Origin of the sequence: Cellulomonas massiliensis JC225 (assembly GCF_000312005.1) — a bacterium.
GTDB lineage: Bacteria > Actinomycetota > Actinomycetes > Actinomycetales > Cellulomonadaceae > Cellulomonas > Cellulomonas massiliensis.
Genome location: NZ_HE978588.1, coordinates 734055 through 748132, shown reverse-complemented (window position 1 = coordinate 748132; position 14078 = coordinate 734055). Strand labels below are relative to the sequence as shown.

General features: G+C 76.4%; 12 protein-coding genes and 2 pseudogenes. 8 read left to right on the top strand and 6 right to left on the bottom strand.

Annotation, left to right across the window (positions count from 1 at the left end):
- A pseudogene (locus tag HGCM_RS20235) lies at window positions 1-197 on the bottom strand (ice-binding family protein); the annotation flags it as partial.
- 241 nt (window positions 198-438) lie between these two features.
- Between HGCM_RS20235 and HGCM_RS03540 the strand changes: the two are divergent.
- From HGCM_RS03540 to HGCM_RS03530, 3 genes are all read left to right on the top strand, one after another.
- Complete coding sequence (locus HGCM_RS03540; RefSeq protein WP_026075242.1) at window positions 439-1413, top strand: chymotrypsin family serine protease; 975 nt, start codon at window positions 439-441, stop codon at window positions 1411-1413.
- Between the two features lie 43 nt (window positions 1414-1456).
- Window positions 1457-1669, top strand: coding sequence for a hypothetical protein (locus tag HGCM_RS03535; protein WP_147572628.1), 213 nt, complete (start codon window positions 1457-1459; stop codon window positions 1667-1669).
- A 152-nt stretch (window positions 1670-1821) separates the two neighbouring features.
- On the top strand, window positions 1822-3252 hold the full coding sequence (locus tag HGCM_RS03530; protein ID WP_019135505.1) for a GGDEF domain-containing protein: 1431 nt from the start codon (window positions 1822-1824) through the stop codon (window positions 3250-3252).
- Window positions 3253-3294: 42 nt separating this feature from the next.
- Here the strand turns inward: HGCM_RS03530 and HGCM_RS03525 are convergent, their stop codons facing one another.
- Window positions 3295-5205, bottom strand: coding sequence for an NHL domain-containing thioredoxin family protein (locus tag HGCM_RS03525; protein ID WP_019135504.1), 1911 nt, complete (start codon window positions 5203-5205; stop codon window positions 3295-3297).
- 53 nt (window positions 5206-5258) lie between these two features.
- Between HGCM_RS03525 and HGCM_RS03520 the strand changes: the two genes are divergently transcribed.
- Both HGCM_RS03520 and HGCM_RS03515 read left to right on the top strand, forming a co-directional pair.
- A complete protein-coding gene (locus HGCM_RS03520) occupies window positions 5259-6083 on the top strand; it encodes a patatin-like phospholipase family protein (RefSeq protein ID WP_019135503.1) in 825 nt (274 codons plus the stop codon).
- Window positions 6084-6115: 32 nt separating this feature from the next.
- Window positions 6116-7258, top strand: coding sequence for a 1-acyl-sn-glycerol-3-phosphate acyltransferase (locus HGCM_RS03515; RefSeq protein ID WP_256998708.1), 1143 nt, complete (start codon window positions 6116-6118; stop codon window positions 7256-7258).
- 45 nt (window positions 7259-7303) lie between these two features.
- Here the strand turns inward: HGCM_RS03515 and HGCM_RS03510 are convergent, their stop codons facing one another.
- Together HGCM_RS03510 and HGCM_RS03505 are read right to left on the bottom strand one after the other, a co-directional pair.
- Window positions 7304-8362, bottom strand: a complete 1059-nt coding sequence (locus HGCM_RS03510) for a methyltransferase (RefSeq protein WP_246119424.1) — start codon at window positions 8360-8362, stop codon at window positions 7304-7306.
- A 193-nt stretch (window positions 8363-8555) separates the two neighbouring features.
- Complete coding sequence (locus tag HGCM_RS03505) at window positions 8556-9161, bottom strand: TetR/AcrR family transcriptional regulator (RefSeq protein ID WP_019135500.1); 606 nt, start codon at window positions 9159-9161, stop codon at window positions 8556-8558.
- 182 nt (window positions 9162-9343) lie between these two features.
- On the opposite strand from HGCM_RS03505, the gene HGCM_RS03500 reads away from it, so the two are divergent.
- The 3 genes from HGCM_RS03500 to HGCM_RS03490 all read left to right on the top strand — a co-directional run bounded on the left by HGCM_RS03500 (window position 9344) and on the right by HGCM_RS03490 (window position 12807).
- On the top strand, window positions 9344-10579 hold the full coding sequence (locus HGCM_RS03500; protein ID WP_147572626.1) for a GAF domain-containing protein: 1236 nt from the start codon (window positions 9344-9346) through the stop codon (window positions 10577-10579).
- A gap of 130 nt (window positions 10580-10709) precedes the next feature.
- Window positions 10710-12233, top strand: a complete 1524-nt coding sequence (adh, locus tag HGCM_RS03495; protein WP_019135498.1) for an aldehyde dehydrogenase — start codon at window positions 10710-10712, stop codon at window positions 12231-12233.
- Window positions 12234-12420: 187 nt separating this feature from the next.
- Window positions 12421-12807 carry a DUF779 domain-containing protein gene (locus HGCM_RS03490; RefSeq protein WP_026075241.1) on the top strand — a complete coding sequence of 129 codons (387 nt, stop codon included), beginning with the start codon at window positions 12421-12423 and terminating at the stop codon, window positions 12805-12807.
- Window positions 12808-12813: 6 nt separating this feature from the next.
- Here the strand turns inward: HGCM_RS03490 and HGCM_RS03485 are convergent, their stop codons facing one another.
- A complete protein-coding gene (locus HGCM_RS03485; RefSeq protein WP_019135496.1) occupies window positions 12814-13557 on the bottom strand; it encodes an MBL fold metallo-hydrolase in 744 nt (247 codons plus the stop codon).
- A gap of 9 nt (window positions 13558-13566) precedes the next feature.
- Window positions 13567-14078, bottom strand: a pseudogene (locus HGCM_RS16680) (hypothetical protein); the annotation flags it as partial.

Sequence of the window (14078 nt, the reverse complement as noted above, 5' to 3'; positions counted from 1 at the left end):
CGCCCGGGCGGCGGCGGCAGCGGCGCGGCGGGCGGCACGGCCGGCGGCAGCGTGTCCCAGACGGAGCCGGTCGGCAGGGCCTGCGAGACCGCTGAGGAGGGCGGCGGCGAGGACCCCGGCACGGGCGGCGCGCTCGGGGCGGGCGGCTCGAGCTCCTCGGGCAGGGGCCCGGGGAGCCACACCCGGCCGTCCGTCATCGTCCTCCGTCCTGCGGGCCCCTGCTGGGGCGCCGTCATGACCGGCACCGCGCCGCGCTCGTCGGGCGGCCGCGTGCACCGGCCGCTCCGAGGATCGCACGCGGCGGCGGTGGAGGCAGCCGCCGTCCGGACGACCCGCACGGACGCCGTGGACGCTGCGGACCCGACGCCGGGAGCGCGGGTCGATGTCGGCCTCGCCCGGCAGACTGGGGGAGCGGACACGACGAAGGGGGCGCATCGGATGGATCGGACGCAGGCGCGGGAGCTCAAGGCGGAGGCGACGGACCTCGCGAGGGAGCTGAGCGAACGCTCGGTGCTCGCCTCGGCGCAGGGGTCGCGGGTCCCGTTGGCGATCGGCCTCGCGCCGCGGCCCGACGGCTCGTACGGCCTGGCCGTCCGCTACCGGCTCGGCGTGCCGACGGTCCGGAGCATCGCCCGCAAGGTCGTCGCCGAGGTCGGTCCGGTCGCGGACGTGCGGCGCACGGGCCGCATCCGGCCGTCCACGCGCGTCCGGCCGCCCGTGGTCACCGCGCAGGCGCTCGGCGAGACGGGGCGGGTCCGCCCGCTGCGGCCGGGGGTCTCGATCGCGCACGTCGACGTGACGGCCGGGACGCTCGGTGCGTTCGTCACGGTCGGGGGCGCGGTCCACGCCCTGTCGAACTACCACGTGCTGTCGGGCACCCCGGCGGCGCGCGTGGGCGACGTCGTCCTCCAGCCGGGGCCGGCGGACGGGGGGCGCGCGCCCGACGACCGCGTCGGCACCCTCGCGGCACGCGTCGACCTCGAGCCGAACGGGCACGCGACCGTCGACTGCGCGATCGCGCTGCTCGACGACCCGCAGGTGGACCCCACGTACCCGGTCGGCCGGATCACGACGACCGCCAAGGCCGTCGGCGGCGAGCGCGTCGGGAAGATCGGCCGGACGACGTCGGTCACGGCGGGGCGGGTCACCGCGATCGAGCTCGACGACGTCGTCGTCGGCTACGGCGAGGAGCTCGGCGAGCTGACGTTCGACAACCAGATCGAGGTGGAGTCGACCGGCACCGGGCCGTTCTCGCGCGGCGGCGACTCCGGCTCGCTCGTCTACCGCGAGGACGGCGTCGCGCTCGGGCTGCTCTTTGCGGGGTCGGAGGTCGGGGGGGACAATGGCACCGGGTTGACCTACCTCAACCCGATCGACGCCGTCCTGGACGCGCTCGGGGCCACGCTCGTGTGACCCCCTCCCGGGTCGGCGCTCGCCGATGCCGGAGGTGGTGCACGTGGCGGACCTGCAGCAGGCGCGGACGGCCAAGGAGAGCCTGCGCCGGACGCTCGCCGGCCGTGCCGACGTGCGGGGCATCGGCATCGCGCCCGCCTCCGACGGCTACGGGTTGCAGGTGAACGTCGACTCCGACGGTGCCGGCGTGCCGCGTCGCGTCGACGGCGTGGACGTGCGCGTCCGGGTGGTCGGGGCGGTGCACGCGCAGGCCTGACCCGGAGCCGCCGCCGGGCCGCGTCCCGGGTCGGCGTCCGCCCGCGCGGGCGTCCGCTGGACGGGTGATCCTGGCGGCGCCGTGCTGGTCCGGTGTCCACATCCACCCTCTGACGGACTGTGCGGACCGCGGATATGCCCGATGATGTCCCGGTGACGCGTCGGCCAGCGAACGGTGCGCGCGCGGGCCGTCGGTCCGCGGCCGCGCTCGTCGGCGTGCGCGGCCTGGCGCTCGCGGCCCACCGGCTGGAGCAGTGCCGCACGCTGGAGGAGGTCCTCCAGGTCACCGCGACGACGGCGGTCGACGTGCTGCGCGCCGACAGCGTGGCTCTGTGCCGCATCGAGCAGGACACGTGCCGGGTGCTGCTCGTGGAGCCGCTGCCCACCGACCTGCGCCAGCGCTGGTACCTGCGGGCCTCGTACCGCGCCGAGGACCGCCCGGCGCTGCGCGAGCTCATCCGCGACAAGACCGGCTGGGTGGCCCACGCGGTCCGGCCCGACGGCACGCCCGTGACGGACGAGGACACCGACGCGGGCGACCCGGTCGAGGTGGCCACGCTGCGGGAGCACGGCGCGGCGTCCGCGTCCGCGAGCCCGCTGATCGTCAACGGCTCGGTGTGGGGCCAGATCACGGCGGCGCGGCGGGTCGGCCAGCCGCTGTTCACCGCCGAGGAGGTGGCGCGCGGCGAGGTGCTCGCGGCGCTGTCCGCCGGCGCCATCGCGCGCGTGGACCTCGAGTCGCAGGTGCGGCACCTGGTCGCGGACGACCCCCTGACGGGCCTGGCGAACCGGCGCGTGGCGGACTCGGCGGCCGAGGCGGCGCTGGAGTCCGGCCAGGAGACGTGCGTCGTCATGTGCGACGTCGACGGGCTCAAGCGGGTCAACGACCGGCTGGGCCACGAGGCCGGCGACGACCTGCTGCGCACCGTGGCGGACGTGCTCCGCCGGGCCGCCGACGCGCTGCCGGACGCCACCGCGGCGCGGATCGGCGGCGACGAGTTCTGCCTCGTGACGGCCGGGGCCCGGCGCGGCGACGTCTCCGAGGTGATGGCCGCGACCGTCGAGGCGTACCCGCTGCCGCACGGGGCCGCGATCTCGTGGGGCATCGCGTCCACCGCGGTCGCGGGGCCGGTCTCGGCGCGCCAGCTGTTCCGGCTCGCGGACTCGGCGCAGTACCGCCAGAAGCGCGCCCGCGCCCGCGCCATGCAGGCGGCGCAGCCGGCGACGGCCGACCCCGCGGTGACGGCCGAGCGGGTCGTGGTCTCGGGTGCGGCGGCGATCGCGGCGGCGCAGTCCGGCGTCGTGCCGCGGCTGTGCGCGCTGGCCGCGGCGGCCACCGAGACGCTCGGGGGGTCGGCGTGGGCGGTGCTCCTGCGCCGCGAGGACGCGGAGCCCGACGAGCTGCCGTCGGCGATCGCCCGTGGCGGCACGGTCGCCGACCCGGAGCGCGTGCAGTCGACGACCCGGATCGAGTGCGGCCCGTGGGTCGTCGAGGTCGGCGTCTCGTCGACGGCCGCGACGGGCGAGGTCGTGCACACGGCGCTCGACGCGCTCGCGACCGTCGCGGTCCGCGGCGCCGCCTGACGGCCCGGCTCCGCCCGAGCGACGCGGGCGCCCGGCGCCGGCTCAGCCGTGCAGCGGCAGGACGAGGCTCGGCTCGGCCCCCTCGACGACGCGCACCGGGATGCCCCAGTCCTGCGCGTTGAGGTGGCACGCGGGGAACTCGACCGCCGGGTCGTCGTCGCAGCTCGCCGCCTTCGCGGTGACGTGCAGCACGCCCTCGGTGACGGCCGGGTTGAGGCGCAGCGCCCGCTCGAACGGCACGTCGTCGCCGGCGCCGTCGAGCAGCAGCTCCGGCGGGGTCGAGGAGACCTGCAGCGACGTCGAGGGTCCGAACCGGTCGTCGTACTTCTGCCCGGCCGCCGGCGTGAACACCACCTCGAGGCGCAGCTCGCCCGGCGGGACGTCGGTGACGGGCCGCTGCGTGCGGTGCGCGCCGCCGTCCACCTGCGAGCCGGTGAGCGCCGCGGGCAGGGCCACGCGCGTGAGCCGGTGCGCCGCCGACTCGACGACGAGGAGCACGACCTCGTCGCCGGAGGTCGTGACGACGAGCCCGCTGGGCTCGGCGAGCCCGCTCGCGAGCGTGCTGACCTCGTCGATGACGGGGTCGTAGCGGCGGACCGCCCCGTTGTAGGTGTCGGCGACCGCGACGGACCCGTCGGGCAGGACCGCGACGCCGAGCGGGTGCTGCAGGCGCGCCTGGGCGGCCGGCCCGTCACGGTGGCCGAAGTCGAACAGCCCTTCGCCGACCGCGGTGTGCACCGTGCCGTCGGCGGGGTCGACCCAGCGCAGCGCGGACGTCTCCGAGTCGGCCAGCCACACGCGACCGTCCGGCGCGGCGGCGAGGCCGGAGGGCTGCGCGAACCACCCGTCGGGCAGAGGACCGTCGAGCAGCCCCTCGTTCATCGTCCCGCCGAGGTGCGTGATCGAGGCCTCCTTGCCGTCGTACGCCCACAGCGTGTGGTGGCCCGCCATCGCGACGACGAACGCCGCGAGCGGCTGCGACCAGACGACGTCCCACGGCGAGGACAGCTTCACGGCGAGCGGGTCGCCCTGGTACCGGTACCCGGTGGCGTCGTCGCGCGGCTCGCCGTCGGGCCAGGGCCGCACGTTGTCCGCGGCGCCCACCATGTACTGCTCACCGGTGCCGGCCAGCGTCGTGACGGCGCCGTCGTCGAGCCGCACGCCGCGCAGCACGTGGTTCGCGGTGTCCGCGACGACCACGTCGACGCCCATCCACGGGCGCAGCTCCTCGGGGACGAGCGCGAGGCCGTTCGGCTCGGCGAAGCGCGCCTCGTCCGGCCCGCCGTCGACGAGGCCCCGCTCGCCCGAGCCGATGCGCCGCACCAGCGTCTCGCCGTCCGCCGCGAGCTCGGCGAGGCTGTGGTGCCCGGCGTCCGCGACGAGCAGCGTGCCGCCCGGCAGCGGGACGGCCTTCGCGGGGAAGCGCAGCGTGCCGGCGCTCGGCGCGGGCGGCACGTACGGGCCGTCGCCGCGGTGCAGCGTGCCCTTCGCCTCGTGCTCCGCGACGAGGTCGCGGACGAGCACCTCGAGGTTGTGCGCGTGCCCCTCGCCGGCCATCTGCGCGACGACGTAGCCCTCCGGGTCGATGACGACGAGTGTCGGCCACGCGCGCGCGGTGTACGCCTGCCACGTCACGAGCTGCGGGTCGTCGAGCACCGGGTGGTGCACCTCGTACCGCTCCACCGCCGCCGCGAGGGCGTCCGGGTCCGCCTCGTGCACGAACTTGGGCGAGTGCACGCCGACCACGACGAGCACGTCGCGGAACGCCTCCTCGAGCGCGCGGAGCTCGTCCAGCACGTGCAGGCAGTTGATGCAGCAGAACGTCCAGAAGTCCAGGACGACGACCTTGCCGCGGAGCTCGGCGAGGGTGACCGTGCGGCCGCCGGTGTTGAGCCACCCGCGCCCCTCGAGCTCGGACGCGCGGACACGGGGCAGCCGGGAGGGGGAGCTCACCCGCCCATTCTCCCTCCTGCGCGAGGGTGGCCGGGCGTGACACGATCCGAGGCGTGACGGTCGGGTTCGTGCTGGGCGGCGGCGGGGTGCGCGGGGCCGTGCACCTCGGGATGCTGCAGGCCCTGTTCGACGAGGGGATCCGGCCGGGCCTCGTCGTCGGCACCTCGATCGGGGCCATCAACGGCGCGGCGCTGGCGGCCGACCCCACGCCGGGGGTGCTGGAGCGGCTCGTCGAGACGTGGGCGTCACCGGCCGCCGCGGCCGTCTACGGCGACTCGTGGCCGCGCCAGCTGCGCCGGCTCGCGCAGTCCCGCACGCACCTCAACTCCGCCGAGCCGCTGCGGCGCCTGCTCGTCGACATCCTGGGCGAGGACGCGACGTTCGAGAGCCTCGAGGTCCCGCTCGCGGTGACGGCGGCGAGCATCGAGCGCGCGGCCGAGGTCTGGTTCGACTCGGGGCCGCTGGTCCCGGCCGTGCTCGCCTCGTCGTCCGTCCCGGGCGTCCTGCCGCCGACCGAGATCGGCGGGGAGCACTTCATCGACGGAGGCATCGTGAACTCCATCCCCCTGGGCGAGGCGGTGCGCCGCGGCGCGACGACCATCTACGTCCTCCAGGTCGGCCGGATCGAGGAGCAGCTGACGAAGCCCGCGAACCCGGCGGACGTCGCCCGGATCAGCTTCGAGGTGGCCCGCCGGCACCGGTTCACGCGGGAGATCACCGACGTGCCGGCCGACGTCACGGTGCACGTGCTGCCGAGCGGCGGGCCGGTGCCGGGCGACGAGAAGCTCGGCTCGTACAAGCGGCTGGAGGTGACGCGCCAGCGCATCGAGCAGGCGCGGACCTCCACGGCCGCCTACCTCGCGGGGCGCCGGCCGTGACGTGGCGGCTGCCGCCCCGCTGGGTGCGCCGGGTGGTCCTCGCACCGGCGGTCGTGCTGCTCGCGGTCGTGGTGCTGCCCGTCGGCGTGCTGCTGCTCGCGTTCGTCGCCGGCGTCATCAGCTGGCTCCTGCCGGGCCGGCTGCGCACCGCCCGCGTGCTCTGGATGGCGATCTTCTACCTGTTCTGGGACGCGGTGGTGGTCGTCGTCGCCTTCGCGCTGTGGGTGGGGTCCGGCTTCGGCTGGCGGCTGCGCTCGACGGCCTTCCAGCGCGCGCACTACGCGTTCGCCGCGCACATGCTCCAGGTGCTGTTCTGGCAGGTGCGGTGGACGCTGCGGCTCAGCATCGAGATCGACGAGGCGGACCTCGACCGGACCGCCGAGGGGCGCCCGCTGGTCGTCGCGAGCCGGCACGCCGGGCCCGGCGACTCGTTCATCCTCGTCCACGCCCTGCTCAACTGGTTCGACCGCGAGCCGCGGGTGGTCCTCAAGGACACGCTGCAGTGGGACCCCGCGATCGACGTGCTCCTCAACCGGCTGCCCGCGCAGTTCGTCACGCCGCGGTCCGCGCGGCGCGACGGGGCGCCGACGACGACCTCCGGCGTCGCGCGGCTCGCCGAGCACCTCGGGCCCCGCGGGGCGCTGCTCATCTTCCCCGAGGGCGGCAACGTCACGCCGCGGCGCCGGCTCGCGCGCATCGAGGCGCTGCGGCGTGCCGGCCACCCGGAGCTGGCGGTGCAGGCGGAGCAGATGACGAACGTGATGGCGCCGCACGCGGGGGGCCTGCTCACCGCCGTCGACGCGGCGCCCGACGCCCCGGTCGTCTTCGTCGCGCACACCGGGCTGGAGCGGCTCGTCACCGTCGCGGACATCTGGCGCGAGCTGCCGATGGACAAGCGGATCGTCATGAAGGGCTGGTCGGTGCCGCCCGGGCAGGTGCCGGCGGACGAGGCGGGGCAGGTGGACTGGCTCTTCGAGTGGTGGGGCCGCATCGACCGGTGGATCGAGGACCACGAGGCGGTCGTCGCGGGGCTCGGTCACAACGTCGAGGCGGTCACGGCGCCCGCGAGGCCGCCCGGCATCGTCGCGCCCGAGGACGACGCGAGCAGCGCGTCCGCGGCGGCGGTGCCCGACGACGAGTCGCCCGCGGACCCCGAGCCGAGCGTCGCGCCCTGACCCGGCGGTCGTGAGCCCGGCCGCGCCTCCCCGGCCGGCCCGCGCTCAGACGCGGTCGAGCACGTGCACGCGCGGGTGGTGGCCCTTGGCGAACACCCGCAGCTCGGAGCGCGGCCGCCACAGCGACGCCGCTGCGTCGAGCACGCGCGCCATCGCCCGGACCTCGTGCGTCACGAGGACGAGTCGCCCGCCGGGGGCGGTCAGGGCGCGCGCGGAGCGCAGCAGCGCGGCGTGCAGCGCCTCGTTCGTCGCGTGCTCGCCGTGCAGCGTGCCCCACGGCGGGTCGGCGAGGACGAGGTCGAACGGCTCCTCGCCCACGGCGGCGCGCACCGCCTCGGCGTCGGTGGCGTCGACGGCCTGCAGACGCGCCCGCCGGTGGACGCCGGCCGCCTCGAGGTTCGCGCGGGCGGCCTCGAGGGCGGTCTCGTCCAGGTCGACACCCGCCGCCGCGGCGGCCGGGCCCGCGAGCAGGCGCTCGACGAGCAGCGTCCCGGAGCCGCACATGAGGTTGAGCACGCGGTCGCCCTCCGCGACGCCGCCGAGCCGCACCATCGCGGCGGCGATCGTCGCGTTGAGCGCACCGGGGTAGTCGGCGACGCGCCACGGGCGCGCCGACAGCGGGCGGGGCCCGGTGCGGACGAGCACCTGCCAGCCCGGGTCGGGCGCCTCGGCGCCGCGGCGGGCCGCAGGGCGCGCCGGGCCGCGGCGCACGCGCAGCACGAGCTCGCCGTGCTCGGGGTCGTGCAGCAGCCCGGTGGCGGTGCGGACCTCCTGCGCGAGCCGGGCGAACGCGGCGGAGTCGGAGCCCGCCGCCTCGAACCGGAACGTGGAGGATCCGGCCACCCGCAGCGAGCGGTAGGCGGCGTCCACGAGCCGCCGCAGGTGCTCGCCCGACGCGAGCGACCGCGGGCGCGGGACGTCGAAGTCGAGCACCTCGAACACCGCCACGGCGGTGCGCAACCGGCGGACGTCGGACAGGGCGCCGGCGTGCTCGACGAGCCACGCGTCGTCCCGGCCCGGCGCGCGCACCGGCGCCCGGCGCGGCTGCAGCACCTCGGCGATCTCGTCCCGCACGACGTCGTCGAGCCCGCCGAGGAAGGTCACCTCGAGGGTGAGGACGCGCGGGTCGGCGGAGCGACCCGCGGTCGAGCGCGACGAGACCGGCGGCGCGCCCGGCGCCGTGCGCCGGTCGGCGCCGCGGTGAGCGCGGTCGCTGCCAGGGCCGGACCGGCGGGACGGCCGGCCCGTGGCGCCCGGCCTGCCCGAGGGGCGCGGCCGGTCGGAGGGGCGGGGCACGTCAGACGAGCTGGCCGACGGGCGCGCCGACGGCTCGCAGGACGAACGCCTCGGTCTGCTCGACGGCCCGCGCGCGCTCCTCGTCGTCAGCCGGCATGTTCCGGCCGGAGACGCACGCGTTGACGAGCGGCACCGTGACGTCGAGGTCCTGCTCGGGGAAGGCGCCGGTCGCGATCCCGCGCGCGAGGACGTCGCGCAGGAGGCGCTCGACGAGGACCACGTGCTCGCGCACGCGCTGCTGGGCACCGCGGGAGAGCACCGAGCGCAGCTCGGGCCGCGGGGCCACGTGGTAGACCCGGGCGAGGTCCGCCTGCTGGCGGATGTAGGTGCGCAGCTGCTCGACGGGGTCGTCGATCGCGTCGATCGCCCGCTGCAGCGTCGCGGCGTACTGCTCCGTCTCGTAGGTCATGAACCCGAGGAGCAGCGCCTCCTTGTCGGGGAAGTGGTTGTAGACGGCCGTGCGGCCGACGCCGGCGGCGTTCGCGATGTCGGCGAGCGTGATGGCGTCGAAGCCGCGCTCCGTCATGAGGGTCGAGAGCGCCGCGAACAGCTTGTGCCGGGTCTGCTCGCGGTGCTCGTGCAGCGACCCGCCGATGATCTTCGGCATGCTGACATTCTCGCACAGAACGTCAGATCGCCGGGTGTGACGCCGGTCGGCCGCGATCGCCCCGGCCGGCCCCCTCCCGCGGGCGTCCGCGAGCGGGTGCCGGGACGCCGTCCGGCTCCTTACACTCGCAGCACCGGCACCCCGCCGGCCCTCGCGGACGACGACGTCGGCAGGAGGTGCGCGTGAGCCTCACGGGCCCGCCGCCGGTGCGCGCTGCGCACGACGCCTTCGTCACGACCGGGCACGCCCCGGCCCGTGCCGTCCGGCGCGTCGTCGTGGACTCGTGGCGCCGCAGCCGCCGCTCGGGCGTCGACCCGGAGAGCCCCGCGCCGCCGGTCGACCTGTCCGCGGGAGACCTCGCCGGGCTGCGGCGCGACCACCCGCTCGCGGGCGTCCTGCCGGTCGTGCGCCGCCTGCTGCTGGACTCCGACCCCGGCTGGGTCGCCGCCCTCACCGACGCGTCGGGGCGCCTGCTGTGGGTCGAGGGCGACCGCACGGTGCGCCGCGCGATCGAGCAGGCCGGCTTCGTCGAGGGGGCGGTGTGGCGCGAGGACTGCGCCGGGACGAACGCGCCCGGCACCGCGCTCGCGACGAACCGCGACGTGCAGGTGATCGGGCACGAGCACTGGGCCCGCCCGGTGCAGCCGTGGAACTGCGCGGCGGTCCCCGTGCACGCGCGGGACGGCTCCGTGCTGGGCGTGCTCGACGTGACCGGAGGTCCGATCGTCGCGACCGGGATGGCGATGCAGCTCGTCCGTGCGACGGCGGCGGCCGTCGAGGCGATCGGGCTGCGCGGCGGCGCGACGACGGCTCCTGTGGGACCGCCCGCGCCGACGCTGCGGGTGCTGGGCAGCCAGGGCGGCACGCTCGTCGTCGAGGGGTCGGCGCGGCGGCTGTCCGGGCGGCACGCCGAGATCCTGCTGCTCCTCGCGGAGCACCCGGCCGGCCTCGGCGCCGACGAGCTCGCGGTGCTGTTGTCGGACCACGAGCTGTCGGGCGTCACCGTCCGCGCCGAGGTGTCCCGGCTGCGGCGCGTCGTCGGGCCGCTGCTCTCGGAGTCGCGCCCGTACCGGCTGACCCGCCCGCTGAGCACGGACGTCGACACGGTGCGCGGGCACCTCGCGACCGGGGACGTCGTCCAGGCGGTCGCGACCTACACGGGCGCGGTCCTGCCGCGGTCGGCCGCGCCCGGCGTCGAGCGGGTCCGCAGCGCCGTCTCCGACGAGGTGCGGGCGGCCGTCCTGGCGTCGCGCGACCCGCAGGTCATCGTGCGCTGGGCCGCGTCGGACGAGGGCGCCGACGACTGGGAGACCTGGCGCGCGCTCGCCACGCACGCCGCACCGGGCTCGGCGCCGCACCTGCGCGCCCACGCCCAGCTGCGCCGGCTGGAGCAGGAGCTCGGGCCGGCAGGTCGCTGACGCCGGCGGCGGGCCGCCGCCGCTCCTGCAACGCCGCTGCAACGGTGCCCTGCCTAACGTCCGGCTTGCGGCAACGACGCCGCCCCGGGCGCCACGACCGCGCCCGGCCGCCAGCAGGAAGGGGCAGACGATGACCGTCTACGCCGCGCCCGGCACCTCGGGCAGCCCGGCCACCTACCGTGAGCGCTACGACCACTGGATCGGCGGCGAGTTCGTCGCCCCCGCCTCGGGCCGGTACTTCGAGAACCCGACGCCCGTGACCGGCCGCACCTTCACCGAGGTCGCGCGCGGCGACGCCGACGACATCGAGCGGGCCCTCGACGCCGCGCACGGCGCCTCCCGCGCCTGGGGCCGCACGACCGCGACCGAGCGCGCGGTGATCCTCAACAAGATCGCGGACCGCATGGAGCAGAACCTCGAGATGCTCGCGGTCGCGGAGACGTGGGAGAACGGCAAGCCCGTGCGCGAGACGCTCGCGGCCGACCTGCCGCTCGCCATCGACCACTTCCGCTACTTCGCGGGCGCCGTGCGGGCCCAGGAGGGCTCGATCTCTGAGATCGACAACGACACGATCGCGTACCACTTCCACGAGCCGCTCGGCGTCGTCGGGCAGATCATCCCCTGGAACTTCCCGCTGCTGATGGCCACGTGGAAGCTCGCACCCGCCCTCGCGGCCGGCAACGCCGTCGTCATGAAGCCCGCCGAGCAGACGCCCGCGTCGATCCTCGTCCTCATGGAGCTCATCGCCGACCTGCTGCCGCCGGGCGTCGTCAACGTCGTCAACGGGTTCGGCGTGGAGGCCGGCAAGCCGCTCGCGTCGTCGCCGCGCATCCGCAAGATCGCCTTCACGGGGGAGACCACCACCGGGCGGCTGATCATGCAGTACGCGTCGCAGAACATCATCCCGGTGACGCTCGAGCTCGGGGGCAAGAGCCCGAACATCTTCTTCGAGGACGTGGCGCGCGAGAAGGACGCCTACTACGACAAGGCGCTCGAGGGCTTCGCGATGTTCGCGCTCAACCAGGGCGAGGTCTGCACCTGCCCGTCGCGCGCGCTCATCCAGGAGTCGATCTACGACGAGTTCCTCGCCGACGGCATCAAGCGGGTCGAGGCCATCCAGCAGGGCAACCCGCTCGACACCGAGACGATGATCGGCGCGCAGGCGTCCAACGACCAGCTCGAGAAGATCCTCAGCTACATCGACATCGGCAAGGCAGAGGGGGCGAAGGTGCTCACCGGCGGCGAGCGCGCGCACCTCGAGGGCGACCTCGCGGGCGGCTACTACGTGCAGCCCACCGTGTTCGAGGGCAAGAACTCGATGCGGATCTTCCAGGAGGAGATCTTCGGCCCGGTCGTCGCCGTCACGTCGTTCTCCGACTACTCCGACGCGATCCACACCGCCAACGACACGCTCTACGGCCTCGGCGCCGGCGTGTGGTCCCGCGAGCAGGCGACGGCGTACCGCGCGGGCCGCGACATCGAGGCCGGACGCGTGTGGACGAACTGCTACCACGCGTACCCGGCGGCCGCGGCGTTCGGCGGCTACAAGGGCTCGGGCGTCGGCCGCGAGAACCACAAGATGATGCTCGACCACTACCAGCAGACGAAGAACCTGCTGGTCTCCTACTCGGGCACGAAGCTCGGGTTCTTCTGACGGGCGCGTCCGCCGGCACGAGGCGGACGGACGTCCCGGCGCGGCGCCGGCGGCTCTGGGGAGGGCCCGCCGGCGCCCGCCCCGCCCCGGGGGTGGCTCCGCTGCGGTCGCCCGGCCTGCGACGGGCCGGCCGCACACCCCCGGGGCGCGTGGGGCACGCGAGCGAGCGACGACGAGGGGACGGGCGATGGGTGTCGAGAGGGTGGCGGCGACGGCCGAGGCGGTCCAGCTGCTGCGACGGCTGCGCGAGCAGCACGGGGAGCTGATGATCCATCAGTCGGGTGGCTGCTGCGACGGCTCCTCGCCGATGTGCTACCCGGCGGGCGAGCTGCTGACCGGCGACGTCGACGTGCACCTGGGCGACCTGGACCTCGGCGACGGGGCGAGCGTGCCGGTGTGGATGACGCGCGCCCAGTACGAGTACTGGAAGCACACGCACCTGACGATCGACGTCGTGCCCGGGCGGGGTGCCGGGTTCAGCCTCGAGGCGCCGGAGGGCGTCCGGTTCCTGCTCCGCAGCCGGCTGCTCACGGACGACGAGGTGCAGGGGCTGCTCGCCGCCGGCGTGCTCTGAGGGGCGTCAGGCCACCCCGGAGCGGCGCGCCGAGGCCACCGCCTCCTCGACCCGGCCCGTCCACGGCCGGCCGTGGCCCGGCAGGACCGTGGCGAGGCCGGGCGGGAGCGCCCCCAGGGAGTCGAGCGCCCGCTCGGCGTCCTTGGTGCCGGCGCGCGCGACGACCCGGGGCCCGGTGCGCGCGCTGTACGGGTCGAGGCTCACGAGCGCGTCGCCCGTGAAGAGCAGGCCGCGGTCGGGCAGGTGGAACGCGGTGTGCCCGTCGGTGTGGCCGGGCGTGGGCACGGCGACCGGCCGCCCCGGCACGTCGTCGAGGGGCCCGCCGGCACCGAACGTCCGCACGCGCTGCAGGCCCTCGACCGCGAGCGCGCCAGCGGCGACCATCGCGACCTGCAGGGGCAGCGAGCGCGGGTGGCGGACGGCGTACCAGCTGCGCGGGCGCGCGTGGTCGTAGGAGTACGGCGACGCGACGAGCGGCGCGTCGGCCTCGTGCACCCACGGCTCGAGCCCGAGCCGGCCCGCGGCCCGGGTGGCGAAGCCGACGTGGTCGAAGTGGCCGTGCGTGAGGACGAGCGCCCGGACGTCGCGGGGCGCCGCGCCGAGCCGGCGCACGGCCTCGCCGACGAGCCGCCAGTGCGCGGGCAGCCCGGCGTCGACGAGCAGCAGCCCGTCGTCCGTGCGGACCACGTAGCAGTTGGTCCCGCCCGCGCACGCGCGCAGGACTCCGGGGGCGACGACGTCGACGGGCACGGGTCCTCCTCAGGTCGGTCGGGCCGCGCGCCGCGCGGTCCGGTAGGCGGGCAGCCGCAGCGCGGCCGCCCAGGGGTACGTGGACCACGGCCGCGGGCAGTGCAGCACGGGGTCGAACCGCAGGTCCGGCTCCGCCTCGGGCGCGGGGCCCACCTCGACGAACCGCCCCCACCGCCGGGCGCCGCCGGCCGGGTCGGCCAGGTCGAACCGCACCGTGAGCCCCGCGCCCGGCGCGCCCTGCACGTCGGCCGTGACGACGCGCGGCCCCGCGTCGGTGCGGAAGGGCATGACGGTGCTGTAGGCCCCGGCCGCCGAGAAGCGCGGGGCCAGCACGAACCGGGTGCGGCGCCCGCGTCCCGTGCTCGACAGCAGCAGGTCCTGCGGGCGGCCGTCGAGCCACCAGCGCACCGCCACCCCCTGCACGTCCGGCAGGGCTGCGGGCAGCCCGCCGCCCCGCGAGATGCGCAGCAGCGCCACGCCGTCGTCGTCCGCAGGCCCCGCGGCGGGGTCCGCGAGCTCGA

Coding starts and splice junctions, on each gene's coding strand:
- HGCM_RS03540 (WP_026075242.1), top strand. CDS start 439: ATGGATCGGACGCAGGCGCGGGAGCTCAAGGCGGAGGCGACGGACCTC.
- HGCM_RS03505 (WP_019135500.1), bottom strand. CDS start 9,161: ATGCCGAAGATCATCGGCGGGTCGCTGCACGAGCACCGCGAGCAGACC.
- adh (WP_019135498.1), top strand. CDS start 10,710: ATGACCGTCTACGCCGCGCCCGGCACCTCGGGCAGCCCGGCCACCTAC.
- HGCM_RS03490 (WP_026075241.1), top strand. CDS start 12,421: ATGGGTGTCGAGAGGGTGGCGGCGACGGCCGAGGCGGTCCAGCTGCTG.